Annotated in this window: 21 protein-coding genes and 1 tRNA gene; 8 read left to right on the top strand and 14 right to left on the bottom strand. The window is 39.2% G+C overall.

The features are described from left to right. Positions 1-367 precede the first annotated feature (367 nt). From ACIQ7L_RS21905 to ACIQ7L_RS21840, 14 genes are all read right to left on the bottom strand, one after another. A complete protein-coding gene (locus tag ACIQ7L_RS21905) occupies positions 368-1108 on the bottom strand; it encodes an alpha/beta hydrolase (RefSeq protein WP_400571617.1) in 741 nt (246 codons plus the stop codon). Between the two features lie 198 nt (positions 1109-1306). Next, the gene (gene secG / locus ACIQ7L_RS21900) at positions 1307-1540 is read right to left on the bottom strand and encodes a preprotein translocase subunit SecG (RefSeq protein WP_400571616.1); all 234 of its coding nucleotides are present in this window, start codon (positions 1538-1540) and stop codon (positions 1307-1309) included. A gap of 95 nt (positions 1541-1635) precedes the next feature. Then, entirely contained in the window at positions 1636-2328 is a 693-nt protein-coding gene (locus ACIQ7L_RS21895; RefSeq protein WP_400571650.1) for an LrgB family protein, read from the bottom strand. Next, positions 2328-2693, bottom strand: coding sequence for a CidA/LrgA family holin-like protein (locus tag ACIQ7L_RS21890; protein WP_400571614.1), 366 nt, complete (start codon positions 2691-2693; stop codon positions 2328-2330). Before ACIQ7L_RS21890 ends, ACIQ7L_RS21895 begins: the two co-directional genes overlap by 1 nt. A gap of 276 nt (positions 2694-2969) precedes the next feature. After that, positions 2970-4262: a phosphopyruvate hydratase gene (eno, locus tag ACIQ7L_RS21885; RefSeq protein WP_400571612.1), complete on the bottom strand. Its 1293-nt coding sequence runs from the start codon at positions 4260-4262 to the stop codon at positions 2970-2972. Positions 4263-4289: 27 nt separating this feature from the next. Then, positions 4290-5819, bottom strand: coding sequence for a 2,3-bisphosphoglycerate-independent phosphoglycerate mutase (gpmI, locus tag ACIQ7L_RS21880; protein ID WP_400571610.1), 1530 nt, complete (start codon positions 5817-5819; stop codon positions 4290-4292). After that, complete coding sequence (tpiA, locus tag ACIQ7L_RS21875; protein ID WP_400571608.1) at positions 5816-6571, bottom strand: triose-phosphate isomerase; 756 nt, start codon at positions 6569-6571, stop codon at positions 5816-5818. Before tpiA ends, gpmI begins: the two co-directional genes overlap by 4 nt. Before the next feature lie 32 nt (positions 6572-6603). Next, positions 6604-7788: a phosphoglycerate kinase gene (locus ACIQ7L_RS21870; RefSeq protein WP_400571606.1), complete on the bottom strand. Its 1185-nt coding sequence runs from the start codon at positions 7786-7788 to the stop codon at positions 6604-6606. 134 nt (positions 7789-7922) lie between these two features. Next, the gene (gene gap / locus ACIQ7L_RS21865) at positions 7923-8927 is read right to left on the bottom strand and encodes a type I glyceraldehyde-3-phosphate dehydrogenase (protein ID WP_400571604.1); all 1005 of its coding nucleotides are present in this window, start codon (positions 8925-8927) and stop codon (positions 7923-7925) included. A 26-nt stretch (positions 8928-8953) separates the two neighbouring features. After that, positions 8954-9982 (bottom strand): gapA transcriptional regulator CggR, encoded by a 1029-nt coding sequence (gene cggR / locus ACIQ7L_RS21860; RefSeq protein ID WP_400571603.1) that lies wholly within the window; start codon positions 9980-9982, stop codon positions 8954-8956. A 136-nt stretch (positions 9983-10118) separates the two neighbouring features. After that, positions 10119-10364, bottom strand: coding sequence for a glutaredoxin family protein (locus tag ACIQ7L_RS21855; RefSeq protein ID WP_097899260.1), 246 nt, complete (start codon positions 10362-10364; stop codon positions 10119-10121). A gap of 9 nt (positions 10365-10373) precedes the next feature. After that, positions 10374-11675, bottom strand: a complete 1302-nt coding sequence (gene rpoN / locus ACIQ7L_RS21850) for an RNA polymerase factor sigma-54 (RefSeq protein ID WP_400571601.1) — start codon at positions 11673-11675, stop codon at positions 10374-10376. Between the two features lie 436 nt (positions 11676-12111). Beyond that, positions 12112-12187, bottom strand: a tRNA-Arg gene (locus ACIQ7L_RS21845). Positions 12188-12361: 174 nt separating this feature from the next. Next, complete coding sequence (locus ACIQ7L_RS21840; RefSeq protein WP_400571599.1) at positions 12362-14278, bottom strand: APC family permease; 1917 nt, start codon at positions 14276-14278, stop codon at positions 12362-12364. Positions 14279-14802: 524 nt separating this feature from the next. On the opposite strand from ACIQ7L_RS21840, the gene ACIQ7L_RS21835 reads away from it, so the two are divergent. The 8 genes from ACIQ7L_RS21835 (at position 14803) to clpP (ending at position 19425) form a co-directional block, all read left to right on the top strand. Then, positions 14803-15009 carry a DUF1657 domain-containing protein gene (locus ACIQ7L_RS21835; protein ID WP_097899263.1) on the top strand — a complete coding sequence of 69 codons (207 nt, stop codon included), beginning with the start codon at positions 14803-14805 and terminating at the stop codon, positions 15007-15009. 110 nt (positions 15010-15119) lie between these two features. Further along, positions 15120-15608 carry a YhcN/YlaJ family sporulation lipoprotein gene (locus tag ACIQ7L_RS21830; protein ID WP_400571597.1) on the top strand — a complete coding sequence of 163 codons (489 nt, stop codon included), beginning with the start codon at positions 15120-15122 and terminating at the stop codon, positions 15606-15608. A 34-nt stretch (positions 15609-15642) separates the two neighbouring features. Then, entirely contained in the window at positions 15643-16119 is a 477-nt protein-coding gene (gene spoVAC, locus ACIQ7L_RS21825) for a stage V sporulation protein AC (RefSeq protein WP_400571595.1), read from the top strand. Next, a complete protein-coding gene (gene spoVAD / locus ACIQ7L_RS21820; RefSeq protein WP_400571593.1) occupies positions 16120-17136 on the top strand; it encodes a stage V sporulation protein AD in 1017 nt (338 codons plus the stop codon). It begins immediately after the preceding gene. Continuing rightward, positions 17133-17483, top strand: coding sequence for a stage V sporulation protein AE (gene spoVAE, locus ACIQ7L_RS21815; RefSeq protein ID WP_097899267.1), 351 nt, complete (start codon positions 17133-17135; stop codon positions 17481-17483). The genes spoVAD and spoVAE overlap by 4 nt, the downstream gene beginning before the upstream one ends. Positions 17484-17494: 11 nt before the next feature. Further along, positions 17495-17701, top strand: coding sequence for a DUF1657 domain-containing protein (locus ACIQ7L_RS21810; RefSeq protein WP_097899268.1), 207 nt, complete (start codon positions 17495-17497; stop codon positions 17699-17701). A 20-nt stretch (positions 17702-17721) separates the two neighbouring features. Further along, positions 17722-18591 (top strand): DUF421 domain-containing protein, encoded by an 870-nt coding sequence (locus tag ACIQ7L_RS21805; protein ID WP_400571590.1) that lies wholly within the window; start codon positions 17722-17724, stop codon positions 18589-18591. Positions 18592-18843: 252 nt separating this feature from the next. After that, positions 18844-19425 carry an ATP-dependent Clp endopeptidase proteolytic subunit ClpP gene (clpP, locus tag ACIQ7L_RS21800; RefSeq protein ID WP_400571588.1) on the top strand — a complete coding sequence of 194 codons (582 nt, stop codon included), beginning with the start codon at positions 18844-18846 and terminating at the stop codon, positions 19423-19425. Positions 19426-19665 lie beyond the last annotated feature (240 nt).

Genomic DNA, 19665 nt, shown 5'->3' with positions numbered 1-19665 from the left:
GATTTCAGTAATTCATTTCGATTTACTGACCCTAATTACCGGCCATGAACATAAAAGAAGATCTCCACTCACTTTCTCCTTTTGTTCTCACTCGGCACGGGGACAAAACAGGCTCTGACCGCTTCTAGCCATCGCCGGATCCCCTCTTCCACCAAAAAAAGAATAGATTTCAGTAATTCATTTCGATTTACTGACCCTAATTACCGGCCATGAACATAAAAGAAGATCTCCACTCACTTTCTCCTTTTGTTCTCACTCGGCATGGGGACAAAACAGGCTCTGACCGCTTCTAGCCATCGCCGGATCCTCTCTCCCACCCTAAAAAGAATGGTTTTAATACCTCATGAAAAAAAGAGGCAACTAGATCTTACCAATCTAGTTGCTCCAAGAAGTTATATACATCTTCGTGTAGCTCATCACGTTGTTTATCAAGCGTAATGACATGCGTAGAGTCTTCATACCACTTAATTTCTTTTAACGTGGACTCTACACCGTTATAGATAATGTTAGCACTATCTGTATTAATCATTTCATCATGACGTGCTTGTACAACAAATGTTGGTGCATAAATCATATCGACATTGTTGCGTACGTCACGAATTAAGTCTTGCAGTGCTTTCAATGTATTCATTGGTGTCTGCTTAAATTCCATCATTTCTTCAGCAATTTTCTCTGGTGATTTTTGTTCACGTTTTTTATACTCACGTGCATACGCCAATATACCTTGGTACATAATTTCTTCGCTCTTAATATACATTGGGGCACACATTGGTACAACACCTAAAATTGGCAATGTATAAGCAAGTTTTAATGAGAATACACCACCAAGTGACAATCCAACAGCAGCGATTTTCTCATATCCTTGATCTTTTAAATGCTGATAAGCATTCATTACGTCTTTCCACCAGTCTTCAGGACCTGTATGAACAAGTTGCTCTGGAGGCACACCATGTCCTTTATAAATTGGGGCGTGACAAGTATAGCCTTTTTTCTCTAAGAAACGCCCGAGCATACGTACATCAGCTGAATTCCCCGTGAATCCATGTAGTAATAAAACAGCACGGTCTCCACCTTCAAATGTAAATGGTTTCGGAGATGCTAATTTCATCATCTTCTTCTCCTCTTTCTCTTCTGTAATCTAGTCGTATTGTTTCTGTCCTTAGTTTACCATAGTTCCATTTCCATAATCTAATTAGAAACTTTTTTCGAATAATGGAATACAAATGAGCACAAAAAAGAAGAACCATTAGCACGAATCCGCTAACGCTTCTTCTTTTTCCATATCTACTAAAAGCAAGGCCTTTGCTTATACGTTCAAGTACGTAACACTAATTGTTAGTACGAAGAATAATACAGCTAAAACAACTGTAATACGGTTTAATACTGCTTCAATTCCGCGTGCTTTTTGCTTACCAAATAATTGCTCTGCACCGCCTGAAATTGCACCTGAAAGGCCTGAACTATTACTAGACTGCATAAGTACCATAACAATTATTAAAATTGATACAATAATAAGTAAAACTGATAATAACGTATGCACCTCAGTATACCTCCTACAAAGATTCAATTAGTTTAAATGTTAGCATAAATCCTATAGAAAAGCGAGGGCTGTTCAATTGCTCTCGCCTTTCTTTATTACATAAACATACCCGCAAATAACGGTCCAAGTAAGCATGTTAAAATCGCTGTCAATGTCATTGTTACCGATCCAATAACACCCTCGTTCTCATTATTTTTCATTGCTCTCATAACACCCATAATATGAGATGCACAGCCAAATCCAATTCCTCTACCAACAGAGTTTGTAACGCGGCTCCACTTTAATAGAACTGGGCCTGTAATTGTTCCTGTAATCCCTGCAACAACAACGAATGCTGCTGTTAATGACGGAACACCACCAACTTGCTCTGATACACTCATCGCAACTGGCATTGTTACCGATTTTGGTAAAGAAGATAAAATTAAACTTTTATCTGTCCCCATAAGTGAAGCAATGATAAGGTCACTTCCAATTGCAACTGTTGTTCCAACGATTACACCACCTGCAATCGGTACAACATATTTTTGCAACACGTGACGCTGCTTATAAAGAGGAATTGCAAATGCTACAACACCTGGTCCAAGCAGTTTGGAAATCCAGCCTCCACCACTTTGCATGTATTGTTGATATGGTATATCAAGCACCAATAATAAGACAATCATTAATGCTGTTGCGACAATCATTGGAATCGTAAACGGTGTTGGCAATACTTTATAGATCTTTTTAGATAATTGATATAATAGCACTGTAAGAATAACCCAACCGATTCCGGTTAATATATTGCTCATCATGATTCTTTTTCCTTTCTATTCGCAAGATATTGTCCTGTATGTCCTGCGACAATAATAATTAAAAATGTACTCGCGATAACGGTAATGCAAAGAGAAATTCCTTTACTCATAAAAAAAGCACCGTAATTCATTAAACCAATCGTTGGTGGAATCAATAAAAACGGCATAATAGCAACGAGTGTCTCTGCTCCTAAATCAAACCATTTCACAGGAAGAACCTTCATGCTGAGTAAAAGGAGTAGTAAAAACATTCCAATCAAACTTCCCGGAATTGGAAGATTCAACATCTCTTCTACCCATGTTCCAACCATGTAAAACACGTAAAGCGCTGCAACTTGGACAATAATCTTTGTAAACTTCATGTTCATCATCCCTCATGTTTATACGATCTTCTGTTTTCAATTCTTATCATAGTATAAATTATAAAAACCTGCAATTTATCGACTTGACAAAAAAAACCGCATGTGTTATACGCTTACACCCTTGATACGACTGCGTTTCCGAGCGGAATTTACGTCAAAAACATTGACCTAAAACATAAAGTTTTTATTTTCTGAATTTTAGTACTTACTATTCTAAAAAAAGAAACACAAAAAAACAGACCGTGATTTCTCACGGTCTGTCATTATTTTCTACAATTATTTTTTTAGGTTGTAGAAAGATTTTAAACCATCGTAAACAGCGATTTCGCCTAGTTCGTCTTCGATGCGTAATAATTGGTTGTATTTCGCAATACGGTCTGTACGGCTCATAGAACCAGTTTTGATTTGGCCAGCGTTAGTTGCAACTGCGATGTCAGCGATTGTAGCATCTTCAGTTTCACCAGAACGGTGAGATACAACTGCTGTGTAACCAGCACGTTTAGCCATTTCGATTGCTTCGAAAGTCTCAGTTAAAGTACCGATTTGGTTAACTTTAATTAAGATTGAGTTAGAGATACCTTTTTCGATACCTTCAGCAAGTTTTTGCGTGTTCGTTACGAATAAGTCGTCACCAACTAATTGAACTTTTTTGCCAAGACGGTCAGTTAATAATTTGTGGCCATCCCAGTCGTTTTCGTCTAAACCATCTTCGATAGAGATGATTGGGAAGTCGTTGCAAAGACCTTCGTAGAAATCAACCATTTCTGCAGAAGTTAAGCTACGGCCTTCGCCTGCAAGGTCATATTTACCAGTTTCTTTATTGTAGAACTCAGAAGAAGCAACGTCCATTCCTAAGAATACGTTCTCGCCAGCTTTGTAACCAGCTTTTTCGATTGCTTCGATAATTACTTCTAATGCTTCACGGTTAGAACCAAGGTTTGGAGCGAATCCACCTTCGCCACCTACCGCAGTGTTAAGACCTTTGTCATGTAATACAGCTTTTAATGCATGGAATACTTCCGCACCCATACGGATAGCTTCTTTGAATGTTGGAGCACCAACTGGTAAGATCATGAACTCTTGGAAGTCAACGTTGTTATCAGCGTGAGAACCACCGTTGATGATGTTCATCATTGGAGTTGGTAATTGTTTCGCATTGAATCCACCAAGGTAACGGTATAATGGAAGACCTACGAAGTCAGCTGCTGCGTGAGCTACTGCCATAGATACACCAAGGATAGCGTTAGCGCCTAATTTACCTTTGTTTGGAGTGCCATCTAATTCGATCATAGCACGGTCGATACCAGCTTGGTCAGTTACGTCGAAACCAACGATTTCTGGAGCGATAATTTCGTTTACGTTATCTACTGCTTTCAGAACACCTTTACCAAGGTAACGAGATTTGTCACCGTCACGTAATTCTACTGCTTCGTATTCACCAGTAGATGCACCACTTGGTACTAATGCGCGTCCGAATGCGCCGCTTTCTGTATAAACTTCTACTTCTACAGTTGGGTTACCACGAGAGTCTAGGACTTCGCGAGCATAAATATCAATAATTGTTGACATAGTATTTTCTCTCCTTTTATATACGTATTATTTAATAATTGTTTTACCTGTCATTTCTTTTGGTTGTTCAACACCAAGAAGTGTAAGCATTGTTGGAGCGATATCTCCTAAGATGCCGTCTTCACGTAATTCAACATCATTTTTTGTAACGATGAAAGGAACCGGGTTCGTTGTATGAGCTGTCATTGGTTGTCCCTCAGGAGTTAATTCCTGATCAGCATTACCATGGTCAGCAGTAATAAGTGCTACACCATCTTTTGCAAGAATCGCTTCTACAACTTTTCCTAAACATTCGTCAGTTGCTTCTACTGCTTTAATTGTTGGTTCCATCATCCCAGAATGGCCAACCATATCACAGTTTGCAAAGTTAAGAATGATCACATCATGTTTATCATTTTCGATTTCATTTACTAAAGCGTCGGTTACTTCGTAAATGCTCATTTCAGGTTTCAAGTCATACGTTGCAACCTTCGGTGAGTTAATTAAGATACGCTCTTCTCCTGGGAATTCAGCCTCACGACCACCGCTAAAGAAGAATGTAACGTGCGGATACTTTTCAGTTTCCGCGATGCGAAGTTGCTTTAATCCCGCTTGCGCAACAACTTCACCTAATGTGTTATCAAGGTTCATTGGCTTGAATGCCACGTAACCATCTACTGTTTCACTAAAGTGTGTCATACAAACGAATTCTGGAATGTGAGGTACCTTTTCACCACGATCAAACTCACGGAAGTCTTCGTTTGTAAATACACGTGCAATTTGAATTGCGCGGTCTGGACGGAAGTTATAGAAGATAACTGCATCATCATCATTGATTGTTGCAACTGGCGTTTCATCTTCATTAACAATTACAGACGGCAATACGAATTCATCATAAATACCATTTGCATATGAGTCTTCTACACACTCAAGTGCTGATTTATAAGTAGGGCCTTCGCCATACACCATAGCACGGTAACATTTTTCTACGCGATCCCAACGCTTGTCACGGTCCATGGAGTAATAACGACCGGAGATAGTCACGAATTGTCCTACTCCTATTTCTTTAATTACTTCATTTGTTGCATCGATATAACCTTTTGCTGTTTGCGGTCCAACATCGCGGCCATCTAAGAATCCGTGGATGTATACTTTCTCCACGCCTTCTTTTGCAGCTAAGCGAAGTAGTGCAAACATATGGTTCATGTGACTGTGCACACCACCATCAGAAAGTAAGCCAAATAAGTGAAGGGCTGTACCTTTCTCTTTTACGTGCTTAATTGCGCTTTGGAATGTTTCGTTCTTATCGAACTCACCTTCACGAATTGCAACGTTCACACGTGTTAAGCTTTGATATACTACGCGGCCAGCACCGATATTTAAGTGACCAACCTCAGAGTTACCCATTTGACCTTCTGGAAGACCTACCGCTTCACCACATGCTGTTAGCGTTGTGTGAGGGAATTTGTTCCAGTAACCGTCAAAATTAGGTTTCTTAGCTTGTGCTACAGCATTCCCGTAAGTTTCTTCTCGTAGTCCGAAACCGTCAAGAATAATTAAAGCTGTTGGCTTTCTCATTTTACCGCCTCCAGAAGACCTAAGAAGGAAGCTGGCTCTAAGCTTGCACCGCCAACTAAAGCGCCGTCGATGTCAGTTTGTGCCATGTATTCTTTAATGTTTTCTGGTTTTACGCTGCCGCCGTATTGAATACGAACAGCTTCTGCAGCTGCTGGAGAAACAGCTTCTGCAACAACTTTACGGATGTGCGCACATACTTCATTTGCATCTGCAGCAGAAGAAGATTTACCTGTACCGATAGCCCAGATTGGCTCATATGCGATAACAGTTACTTTCACTTGCTCTTCTGTTAAACCTGCAAGTGCTTTTGTCACTTGACCTGCTACTAGATCAAATGTTTTTCCGCTTTCGCGCTCTTCTAAAGTTTCACCACAGCAAACGATTGGTGTTAAACCATGTTCAAATGCTGCAAGAGTTTTTTTGTTTACTGTTTCGTCTGTTTCAGCAAACATTTCACGACGCTCAGAGTGGCCAAGTACTACGTAGCTCACTTTTAAGTCGCTAAGTGCTACTGGGCTAATTTCGCCAGTGAATGCACCATTTTTTTCGAAGTGCATGTTTTGTGCACCTACTTTTAAGTCAGTTCCTTCAGCCTTCGCTACTAAACGCTCTAGGAAAAGAGCTGGAGAACAAACCACTGCATCAACAGCTGTTGCTGCTGGGATTTGACCTTTCACTTCCTCTACGAAGCTAACTGCTTCAGATAGAGTTTTATTCATTTTCCAGTTACCTGCGATAATTGGTTTACGCATGCTTTGCACCGTCCTTTTTCTTTGGCTGCTACTTATTTGTCGTTAAGACAAACTACACCTGGAAGCTCTTTACCTTCCATAAATTCTAATGACGCACCGCCGCCAGTAGAAATGTGGCTCATTTTGTCAGCCATACCGAATTTTTCAACAGCTGCTGCAGAGTCACCACCGCCGATAACAGAGTATGTACCTTCTGCATCTGCTAATGCTTGTCCTACTGCTTTTGTACCTTCTGCAAATGGAGCCATTTCGAACACGCCCATTGGTCCGTTCCATACAACAAGCTTAGAGTTTTTAATTACATCTGCATAAATTGCACTTGTTTTCGGTCCGATATCCAATCCTTCCCAATCAGCAGGAATAGAATCGATATCTACAACTTGTCGGTTTGCAGTTTCAGAGAAGTCATCTGCAACGACGCAATCAACTGGCATGTAGAAGTTTACACCTTTTTCTTTTGCAAGTTGCATAAATTCTTTTGCTAGTTCAATTTTGTCATCTTCACATAGAGACTGTCCGATTTCATGACCCATTGCTTTTACAAATGTATAAGCAAGTCCGCCGCCGATGATTAAGTTATCAACTTTATCAAGTAGATGACGAATTACACCGATTTTATCTTTTACTTTCGCACCACCGATGATTGCTGTGAATGGGCGCTCTGGGTTAGAAAGTGCTTTACCTAATACTTCTAACTCTTTTTCCATTAAGAAGCCTGATACCGCTGGTAGGTAGTCTGCAATACCTGCTGTAGAAGCATGAGCACGGTGAGCTGCACCGAATGCATCGTTAACGAAAAGATCAGCAAGAGCTGCAAATTCTTTTGCTAATTCTGCATCGTTCTTTTCTTCGCCCGCATAGAAGCGTACGTTTTCAAGAACTAACACGTCGCCTTCGTTCATTGCTGCAATCATTTCTTGTACAGCTGGTCCGAATGCTTCGTCTGCTTTTTTCACGTCTTTACCAAGAAGCTCACCTAAACGTGCAGCTACTGGAGTAAGACGCATTTCTTCTACTACTTGGCCTTTTGGACGACCTAAGTGGCTTGCTAAAATGACTTTCGCACCTTGCTCTACTAAATATTGAATTGTAGGAAGAGCTGCACGAATACGAGTCTCGTCTGTAACTTTGCTATCTTTCATAGGTACGTTGAAGTCAACGCGGCAAAATACTCGTTTACCCTTTAAATCTACGTCACGAATTGATTTTTTGTTCATTGGATTTCCCTCCGACTAGTTAGGATTGACAAAACCCATTCAAAAGCTTATCACATTTGCTTCTAAAACGAAAGAAGAGAGAGGGAACAAACCCTCTCCCTCGTTTTGTCATTAATAACTGATAAACTTAAGAATTAAAGACCTTTAGAAGCGATGTAGTCTACTAAGTCAACTACGCGGTTAGAGTAACCAGATTCATTGTCATACCAAGAAAGAACTTTAAGCATGTTGCCTTCCATAGTCATTGTAGATAATGCATCGATTGTAGAAGAATTTGTGCATCCGTTATAGTCGATAGATACTAATGGCTCTTCGCTGTATCCAAGGATACCTTTTAATTCGCCTTCAGCTGCTGCTTTGAATGCTGCATTTACTTCTTCAACTGTTACTTCTTTATCAAGTTCAACAACTAAGTCAACAAGAGAAACGTTAGCAGTTGGAACACGTACTGCGCCACCGTTTAATTTACCTTTAAGTTCTGGTAATACTAATGCTACTGCTTTAGCTGCACCAGTTGTAGTTGGGATCATGCTCATTGCTGCTGCACGCGCACGACGTAAATCTTTATGTGGTAAGTCTAAGATTTGTTGGTCGTTAGTGTAAGAGTGAATTGTTGTCATCATTCCACGTTTTACACCGAATTTTTCGTTTAATACTTTAGCAAATGGAGCTAAGCAGTTTGTAGTACAAGAAGCGTTAGAGATTACATTATGGTTAGCTGCATCATATTGTTCGTGGTTAACACCCATAACGATTGTGATATCTTCGTCAGAAGCTGGTGCAGAGATGATAACTTTTTTAACTGATCCACCTAAGTGCTTCTCAGCGTCTGCTTTTTTAGTGAAGCGTCCAGTAGATTCTACTACTACTTCTACGCCGTAGTCGCTCCATGGTAATTGAGCTGGGTCACGCTCAGCGATAACTTTGATTTCTTTACCGTTAACGATGATGCTGTCGCCGTTAGCAGATACTTCTGCATTTACTGTTCCGTGAACAGAGTCATATTTTAAAAGGTGAGCTAAAGTTTTAGCGTCTGTTAAGTCGTTGATTGCTACTACTTCCACGTTAGGGTTGTTAAGAGCTGCGCGGAATACCACACGTCCGATACGTCCAAATCCATTAATACCAATTTTAGTCATTTGAATTTCCTCCTTGGGGGATTATATTAAAGGGTAATACCCTTTGTTAACTGTTTTGCTGCACCTTCATCTGTAATGAGAATCGAAGTGTGCCCTTGTTTAATTACAGCCTGTATAGCTTTTGCTTTTGAAGATCCTCCAGCGACTGCAACAACGTGAGATACATGTTGTAAATCTTTTAGCTGCATGCCTACTGTTTGCACTTTATGAACGACATTACCTTGTTCATTAAAGTAATAACCGAAAGCCTCGCCAACTGCTTCACTTGCTTTAATCTTTAACCAATCTGCTTCCGAGGTATTTCTGCGACGTGCCATTGTTAACGCATCACCTATTCCATGAATGACGATATTGGAAGATCGAATCAACTCAAGAACTTCTTTCACAGAAGGCTCTGTCACAATAGACGCATATGCTTCGCTACTTACATGGTCTGGAACATACAATAAGCGATAATTACTCATCGTATTTTTTGCCATTTTGGCACAAATGGTATTGGCCTCTAATTCGACACCTTCTCCAATTCCACCACGCGCTGGGACAAACAGCATATGTAAATCTTTGCAATCAAGTTGCATCATGTCCGCAGCAGCAGCCAGCGTTGTTCCTCCAGCCACAGCAACGATATTATTCGCTGTCAAACGGTCTTTTATACAACTCACACAAGCACGGCCCATCTCCAGTTTGACCCAAGGTGATTCATCACTATCACCAGGGACAACGAAAACTTCATCCAAATCTAATGTTTCCTTAAGTTGTTTTTCTAAAACCTTTAACCCGGAAATTTCTTTCATAAAGTCTTCCAAAGCAAGAACTAAAGCTGTTCCCTCTTCTGTTAAAGTCATTCCAGAAGAAGCGACGTGAACTAAGTTTTGTTCTTTCAAAACTTGCACTTCACTTCGCAATACTCGTTCTGTCATACCAAGACTTGCAGATAAGTTTCTTCTTCCAATCGGCTGCATGAGACGAATGTGCTGAAGAATTTGCATTCTTGTTTGCATAACAGGTAGCAGATCGGGTAATAATTTTTTCATGTTCTGAATCCATGAGCGCATATCATTTCTCCTCACTACATTGGTTCATTTTCACCTTGTGGTCATGTTGTGTCCCGTAGTGACATTTTATGTCCCACATGGTTTAAAAAAATAATCCCTGCTACGTGTATTATTGTAACAGGAGATAGAAACTTATTCAACTCTTAACTGAATTGTTTATATAATTTATTATGACATCTTTGTGAATGACACCGTAAAACGCCTGTTTTCCGTCAATTTCCACGACCGGTATCATAATTTGATACTTTTCTAAAAGCTCATCATCTTCATATATATCTATTTCCTCAATTTCAAAAGAATATACCTTTTGTACTTCTTTCAAAATCTGTTTTGCTTTCACGCAAAGACCACAGTCCGTTTTCGTATACAAAACAACTTTCATCTTCTTCACCTATCCAATTGTTTTTCTTAAAGAAGAGGCCGGAATGTTCATTTGTTCTCGATATTTTGCAACTGTTCTACGAGAAATAACAATTTCATGCTCGTCTTCTAACAATTTTGAAATTTTTTGATCTGAAAGTGGTTTTTTCTTATTTTCTTGTTCTACAAGCGTTTGAATGAATTGTTTTACACGCTTTGTAGAAATGGCCTCATCTTCTGTTGTAACCACCGCGTTACTAAAGAATGACTTCATTTCAAACAATCCGTGCGGCGTTTGTACATATTTATTACGCGTAGCGCGACTAATGGTAGACTCATGTACACTTAATTCTTCTGCCACTTCTTTTAAAGAAAGTGGTTTTAAATATTCTGAACCTTCCATGAAGAAATCACGTTGTTTCTTCATAATAATTTCCATTACTTGCAAAAGGGTTTGTTTTCGTTGCTTCAAACTGCGCATAATCCACTGAACGTGCTGATACTTCTCAGAGACATAAGAAGCAACCTCACTTTCACTATTATGAAGAAGTGCACTATACTCTGAATGAATTTCAATCTTCGGCATGTTGCGTTCATTCATTTGTAAAACGAGACGATCACCATCTTTTTTCACGGCCATATCAGGAACAATATAAAGTGGCTTCTCAGAAGAAAACGCAAGTCCTGGTTTCGGCTGCAATGATGTAATACAATCAACAGCTGATTGTAATTCCTCGTTACTACATTTCATAATCTGAATCAATTTTCGCCAATCTTTCTTAACAAAATATGAGAAATATTCATCCACAATCATTTCTGAAAGTGTATCTTTTGTTTGTAAGCGCTTCAACTGAAGTGATAGACATTCCTGAATATTACGCGCTCCTACCCCTGCTGGCTCTAGCGACTGGACAAGATTCATAGCACAGTCCACCACATCAATAGGTGCAGCGAGTAGTTCTGCTAATTCTTCATTTGTTTCTTGTAAATAACCATTCTCATCCATGTTCATAATGATGAAAGAAGCTGCTTTTCGCTGTTCTTCATCTATTTTATAATACTGTATTTGATCTAATAAATGTTGCTGAATCGTTGTCGAATCCACACTATAAATTTCCATTTGATTGTCGATTTGTTTGCTTGTACTTTTACTTGAGCTCTTTTTCTTCTCCCTCTCAAAGCCACCTAACTCAATAAGGGGATTCTCTAACGATTGCTCATACAAAAACTCCGTTAACTCCTGTACATTATATTGGAGCATTGTAATCGCTTGTCTTAACTCTTGTGTCATGGCCAAACGTAAGCTTTGTTCTTGTAAAAGACTTGCCTTCAAACTAATCTCCCCCTTGTCTCTATTGTACAATAAGTTTGTTAAAAGGAGAATCCTGTGCAGATACCCATTCCAAAATATTATTAATTTATATGTATTAATGAAATATCCATCTTACAACCGAAAAATGAATAATATTGAAAGAAAACAATAAAAAAACATATAAATGCAAATTGAAAAAACGGCATAAAACCTTTCTTTTTAGGTGGGAGAGAGCATCCGACCATGCATAGAAACGGTCATGCCATGTTAAAACAAAAAAGAGAACGAATGCAGTTCACCTTTTGTTCTTCAGAGCAGCGACTTATACGTTTGAAAATCAAAGTGGACATATAGAACATTTTTATTACCACATACTAATAGTAAATGTTATTACTAGATATAACAAGAGAGAAATAAAAAAAGTCCTAACCTACAAATGTAAGTTAGGACTTTTTGACGCGCCCAGAGGGATTCGAACCCCCGGCAGACGTGGTACCGGAAACCACCGCTCTATCCGACTGAGCTATGGGCGCATTATCATAAATTCTGCAGCAAAAGGACACCATTTATCCTATCACGCACTGTTTATTATACGATATCTTCGTTTTGGAAGCAATTACTTCTTATTTCGCAATTCCTGAATAACTCCCAATACAATATGCGGCCTACATCGCGTAATGATGTAGGCCGCCAATAATTGAACGATATTATTTATGCAAATGATATGGAACTGTTGTAATGACTATATCTTTATGACGAATAAACCACATTCGTAAAAGAAGTGCACTCTGGTTATGTAATACATGATGCCACCATTTGTGCGAAATGAATTGCGGAATAATAATATGGATGTGTCCTCCCTCAGCTTCTTGTTTCGCCTCTATTGTTTTAATAAGACGATTCAATGGTTCAAGTAGAGAACGATATTTACTGCGAAGAACTACCAGTCTACAAGGAGTTCCCCATTCTTTCCACTCTTTCTCCATTTTATTTATAGACGCCTCATCGAAACCAACGTATACAGCAATCGGATCAACATTTAGACTTTTCGCAAAGGATATCGTGTTGTTCACAACACGATGAACGCCTGACACTAAAACGAGCGTGACTACATCGCTTGCTTCTGGACGTATCGTTTTCATATCGATGCGCAATTCTTCTGCAACATCTTCATAATGCCTGTGAATGGACATTGAGATGAAAATAATAATAGGCAAGACAACTAATACAACCCAAGCGCCGCCCGTAAACTTTGTAACGGCAAAAATAACAGCAACAATTGATGTAATCACAGCACCAACTGTATTAATCGTAAACTTGATTTTCCAATGCGATCCTTTTACTCGTTTCCAGCGGCGCATCAAACCAATTTGCGCTACTGTAAACGAAAGGAAAACACCGATCGCATATAGTGGAATTAACGCATTTGTATGCGCATGGAACGATATAATTAAAATACATGCTAGTGATGCTAGCACAATAATTCCATTCGAATATCCTAAACGGTCTCCACGATTTGTTAAACTTCGAGGCAAAAATCCGTCTGCCGCTACAATCGCAGCAAGCTGAGAAAACCCTGTAAATGTAGAGTTTGCCGCTAAAATTAACACTATAAACGTAAACCATATAATTACTTGATATAAAATTCCATGTCCAAAATACATGCCAGCTAACTGCGACAACATCGTGTTGTGTGAGTCTGGCGTAATACCTTTCGCATACAGATGATACGAAAAGCCTAAAAGTGTCACAGCTGTGATCGAACCTAGAGCAATATACGTTCTAATTGCGTTTTTTTGCTGTGGTTCTCTAAAAATAGGAACTGCATTTGAAATCGTCTCAATTCCTGTAAGTGCTGAACAAGCTGAACTGAACGCTTTCAAAATTAGTAAAGTTGTTAAGCCCTCTGGAACTGTTCCAAAGCTCGGTGTACTTGGTTGAATAAACCCGTGACGCAGTTCATCAAAAAATCCCGTAAAAATTAAAATTAACATACAAATCATAAAACCGAATGTCGGCCAAGCAAAAACGCGAGCTGATTCTGCTAATCCGCGTAAGTTCACAAGCACTAAGATAATGACGCATAAGATTGCTAAAATCGTTTCATATGGAGCGACTACAGGATACGCAGAAGAAACCGCCTCTATAGCTGCAGATACAGATACAGCTACCGTCAACACATAATCAACGAGCAGCGAACTAGAGGCAACAAGAGAAACCCAGCGCGGCTTGAAATTATCTTTCGCGATAGCATACGCTCCCCCGCCGTTTGGATATGCCAAAATCCCCATAATATACGATACAATCAAAATTGCCAAAAGAGCGATAGTAGAAATGGTAATCGGCAAGATTAACCATTTCGCATCAGGACCAAGCCCAGCAAGCTCTGTCATTCCTGATTCCGGTCCATATGCAACAGATGAATACAAATCTGCTGAAAGGATTGGCAGCGCAATTAACCAAAATAGTTTGTTATGTTGTGCATGAAGCTCTGACGTTCGCATCGGACGACCAATTAAAAAGCGCTTCACACTACTGAAATTACTTGCAGAAAACCAAATTGCAATTAGTGCAAATATAACTAACATTGCTTCCAGCCATCTAACTAAAGTATGATGATCCATAACTCTTTCTCCTTTTAATCGCTATTTGCTAATGTTTATTCTCCATATTTGAATTGATACATGATATTTTGAACAACGAAATATAAAATATGTATCTTCTGAAAATACCCTCAATCAAAAGCCTACAAATTCATACATAATCGTTATTCTTAAATATAACTACTGATATCACAATTTGTCATCATAAATATATATTCATTTTAATTTTCCGACATATAAGTCGCTGCTATGCAGAATACAACATGCCCGCTACTTGCTTTCCCCTTTTGTTTTAAACATTGCATGCGGTAGGAAAAGGCCCTGACCGTTTCTATGCACGGTCAGATGCCCTCGTCCACCTCAAAAAAAGGGAGTTGATGTCGCTTTTAACCTGTATACGGAAAACCTGCTAATCCCTTACATTTTCAAATTACATATGGATGAAAATTTACACTTCGAATGAAACCTAAATTTGGTAATTATATTTTCATGCTTACTCACAAATCATAATCTTTGAATTGATATTCCAAAGGAGGCTTCATTCAATGACTGTAATTACAAAATTAAAACAAACTGTTTCTGGATTAAAAAGTGCACAAGCAAGCTTAGAGGGGTTTGCTCTTGATACAGATAATCAACAAGCAAAACAACTTTTCCAAACAGCTGCACAACAAACACAATCTATCATTGAATCTTTAAACCCACGTTTAGACGAAGTTCAGCAGGAAGAGCCTCAATACTCACAACAATAAGTGACAGTACCATCTCTTCTGATGGTACGCACCTTTTGAAGAAAAAGGATGATTCCATATCATCCTTTTTCTCTCAAATTACATAAAGCAATAGAAATGGAATGATTGTAATGCGAAAAATTGGCATCATAACCGCGTTATTCGTACTCCTGCTCAGTTCACTTGCCGGCTGTGGCAGTAGTCCATTAGATAAAAAAGTAAATAAAGAAAAAGCAAAACAAACAGAGGAAAAGAAGGGTCCAAAGTTAACGAAAATGAGTACAGAATCCTTTAATCAGTCGATATCTCAAGGCGCAAAGAAGAAAGCACTCGCTATGGAAGAAATCACAGAAGCCGCAGCCGTTAACTCCAATTTAGATCTTTACATAGCTGTTAAACCAGAACATCATGAAAGATTTGGTTTGAAACCTCTGCGAAGCAGACTTAAAACGCAACTCAGTAACGAGTATCCAACTTTCAATATTCACGTAAGTACAGATCGAAAAATTTTTATGATGTTAGATAAACTCGAAAACAAAATTAAGAAAAAAATAGTAAATAAGGATCAGATTAAAAAGCAATTAAAGATCATTCAATCAGAAATGAAATCTGATACGTAATTGTACGTTCTCTAAAGGAAAAGGAAGGATTCAAATGTCCAGTAAAGACAAAAATTTAACACCTATACAACAGGAATATAAAAAATTTGAACAACAGCGCGAACCAAAGCGTCCCGTTTTAAAGAATTGTATAAAAGCCTTTTTTGTTGGCGGTCTCATTTGTTTAATCGGCCAACTCATTTCGACCTTTTATATCACCTATTTTGATTTCACCGAGCGATCTGCCGGAAACCCTACAGTAGCTACACTCATTTTCATTTCCATGTTACTCACTGGCTTCGGCGTGTATGACCGCCTCGGACAATTTGCTGGGGCTGGGACAGCTGTTCCTGTTACCGGATTTGGCAACTCTGTTATCGCTGCTTGTATTGAACACCGAACAGAAGGCTTTGTCCTTGGTGTTGGTGGTAACATGTTCAAATTAGCAGGGGCCGTTATTTTATTTGGTGTATTTTCTGCTTTTGTGATTGCTCTTATTAAAACCATTCTCGTTCAATGGGGAGGGCTGTAAATGTTACAAGGACACCGAACATGGATATTTGAAAATAAACCAGTCATCATCTCAACAGGCGTAATCGGTGGGCCATTTGAAGCGAACGGAAAAATCCCTGAAGACTTCGATACTCTTCATGAAGATTTATGGCTGGGACAAGACTCTTATGAAAAGGCACATAAAATTTTATTTGAAGAAGCTTGCAGCCGCGCAACGGAAAAAGCAAAACTTCGTAAAGAAGATATTCAATTTGTACTTGCAGGGGACTTAATTAATCAAATTACTCCTTCAAGCTTTGCATGTCGTACACTCGGTACACCTTATCTTGGATTATTTGGCGCTTGCTCTACTTCCATGGAGGGCCTTGCCCTCGGTGCAAGTATCGTTAATGCAAAAGGTGCAAAATATTTATTAACAGGATCATCCAGTCATAACACTGCTGTTGAAAAACAATTCCGCTATCCAACGGAATACGGCGGTCAAAAACCACCTACCGCACAATGGACTGTAACTGGTGCAGGTGCTGCCATTTTGAGTAGTGAAGGATACGGCCCAAGTGTGACATCTGCAACAATTGGACGAGTCGTTGATATGGGGTTAACTGATCCCTTTAATATGGGAGGCGCAATGGCCCCTGCCGCTGTCGATACAATCGAGGCACATTTACGCGAAAGGCAAATTGATGCATCTTACTATGACTTAATCGTAACGGGCGACCTCGGTCATGTTGGGCGTGAGATTGCCTACGATTTACTGCATAAGCACGGAACAAAAGTAACGAGCAAACAATTTCAAGATTGTGGATTACTCATTTATAAGGAAGAACAACCTGTCTTAGCAGGCGGGAGTGGCGCAGGCTGTTCAGCAACAGTCGTATACGGGCATTTATTAAACCGAATGAAACAAGGGGAATTCAAAAAAATGCTTGTTGTTGCGACAGGTGCTTTACTGTCTCCCATTACATTCCAGCAATCAGAAACCATTCCGTGCATCGCTCATGCTGTATCCATTGAACTTGGAGGTGTACAACAATGATTTTTTTCTGGGCTTTTGTCATCGGTGGGCTGATTTGTGTAATCGGCCAACTTATGTTTGATGTCGTGAAGCTGACGCCTGCTCACACAATGGCAACACTCGTTGTTATCGGCGCTATACTAGATGGATTCAATTTATATGAGCCTTTAATCGATTTCGCAGGCGCTGGAGCGACAGTTCCCATTACAAGCTTTGGGAACGCCCTTGTTCACGGAGCCATGGAAGAAGCAGCAAAGCATGGAATCGTCGGTGTTATAACTGGCATGTTTAAAGTAACAAGCGCCGGTGTATCAGCAGCTATTATTTTCGGATTCATCGGAGCTCTATTATTTAAACCGAAAGGATAAGAGGTGTTTTCATGACTGTTGTTGCTAGTGTAAAAACGTGTCTTGCTAGTTTAAAAGGAGCACAAGCTAGTTTAAGTACTCTTTCACAAAATGCTGCAGACGAAGAAGCAAAACGCATTTTTCATGAATGTATGTTAGAAATGGACAGCGTCATCGCTGATCTAAAGAACCGAATTTCAGTATTGGAATTAGAAGAACCACAGTATAAAGGATTTTAGGCAAACTGGAGGGAATTACTATGTCTCACATACCCGAATGGCCACTTGTCATCATCCGTTCTTTATGTGTCTTAATTGTTTTATTTGCCATTACAAAGTGGCTTGGAAAAAGACAAATTTCTCAACTTTCCTTCTTTGAATATATAGCTGGTATGACAATTGGTGATATCGCTGCGGAAGTATCGACGGGACTAGAACAAAACTTTTTCCACGGTGTTTCCAGTATGCTCGTTTTCGCTATCGTACCGTTTTTCGCAGGGCTTATTTCGCTAAAAAATAAAACAATACGTGATTTCTTTGAAGGTAAATCCACCGTGTTTATAAAAGATGGCAAAGTACTTGAGGACAATTTAAAGAAAGAAAAGTATACAAGTGATGAATTACTCGAACTTCTTCGAAAGAAAGATGTATTCAATATAGCGGATGTGGAATTTGCCGTATTAGAACCAAATGGTGAATTAAATATCTTACTGAAGAAAGATAAACAACCATTAACAGCAAAAGATATTGGATTAAAGTTACCAAATGAAAAAGAAACACACACAGTCATTATGGATGGAAATGTGCTGGATGAGCCTCTTTCAGCTAGCGGTCATAATCGCGCTTGGCTTCATGCTGAATTAGAAAAAATTGGGGTAATGATCGAAAATGTTTTTCTTGGACAAGTTGATTCCTATGGACAGCTCACTGTTGACATCTATAATGATAAAATTCAAATGCCTTCTCCTCAAGATAAACCATTATTGTTAGCTTCCTTAAAAAAATGTCATGCTGATCTTGAATTATTTTCTTTGGAAACAAAATCAAAATCGGCAAGTCAAATGTATAGCAAGAACGCAAAACAAATCGAGCATATCTTAAATAAAGTCACCTACCTCTTAAAAGAATAGGAAACGAGAGAACGCTTCTATTAGAAAAGGCGTTCTTTTGTTTTTTTGTAAATAACATACTTCTCTTATGACGTTTAAATTTATATAATTCGGTTATGATGTTGAAGATACATAAGCAGGGAATTTCAAAAACATAGCGAATAAATCATGGTACAACTACATATTTTTTTGATTTAAAGTGGTTTCGTTTGACCTTTATTGACCATAATTGTATTATAAGACTAAGAAAGCTTTCAAAGGAGGAAATAACAGATGAATTTAATTCCTACAGTAATTGAACAAACAAATCGTGGAGAACGCGCTTACGATATTTACTCTCGCCTATTAAAAGACCGCATCATTATGCTTGGTAGCGCAATTGATGATAACGTAGCAAACTCAATCGTTTCCCAGCTTTTATTCTTGGAATCTCAAGATCCAGAAAAAGATATTCACATATACATCAACAGCCCTGGTGGTTCTATCACAGCAGGTATGGCAATTTACGATACAATGCAATTTATTAAACCACAAGTATCAACAATTTGTATTGGTATGGCAGCATCTATGGGTGCTTTCCTACTTGCAGCAGGTGAAAAAGGAAAACGTTTTGCACTTCCAAACAGTGAAGTTATGATTCACCAACCACTTGGCGGGGCACAAGGTCAAGCAACTGAAATTGAAATTGCAGCAAAACGCATCCTATTCTTACGTGAAAAATTAAACCAAATTCTTTCTGAGCGCACAGGTCAACCATTAGAAGTTCTACAACGCGACACAGACCGCGACAACTTCATGACAGCAGAAAAAGCACTAGAATACGGCTTAATCGATAAAATCTTTACAAATCGTTAATATATTAAAAGCGGAAGCGGCTCGTTTAGAACAGGAGGGCGTTGGAACCCCCGATTCCGAGGCGCTTTTTGCCTCGAATGAAGGGGTGAAACGACCGACTGTTCTAGCCGCTGAGGCTGGATAGATTCAAAAGTGGAAGCGGCTCGCTCAGAATGGGAGGGGGATGGAGCTTCTAACAAAGAGGTGCTTTTTACCTCGGCGGAAGAAGCGAAACCACCGACCATTCTAGCCGCTGGAGCT

This window comes from Bacillus sp. NPDC094106 (genome assembly GCF_044764345.1).
Classification (GTDB): Bacteria; Bacillota; Bacilli; order Bacillales; family Bacillaceae_G; genus Bacillus_A.
This window is presented reverse-complemented; position numbering and strand designations above follow the sequence as displayed.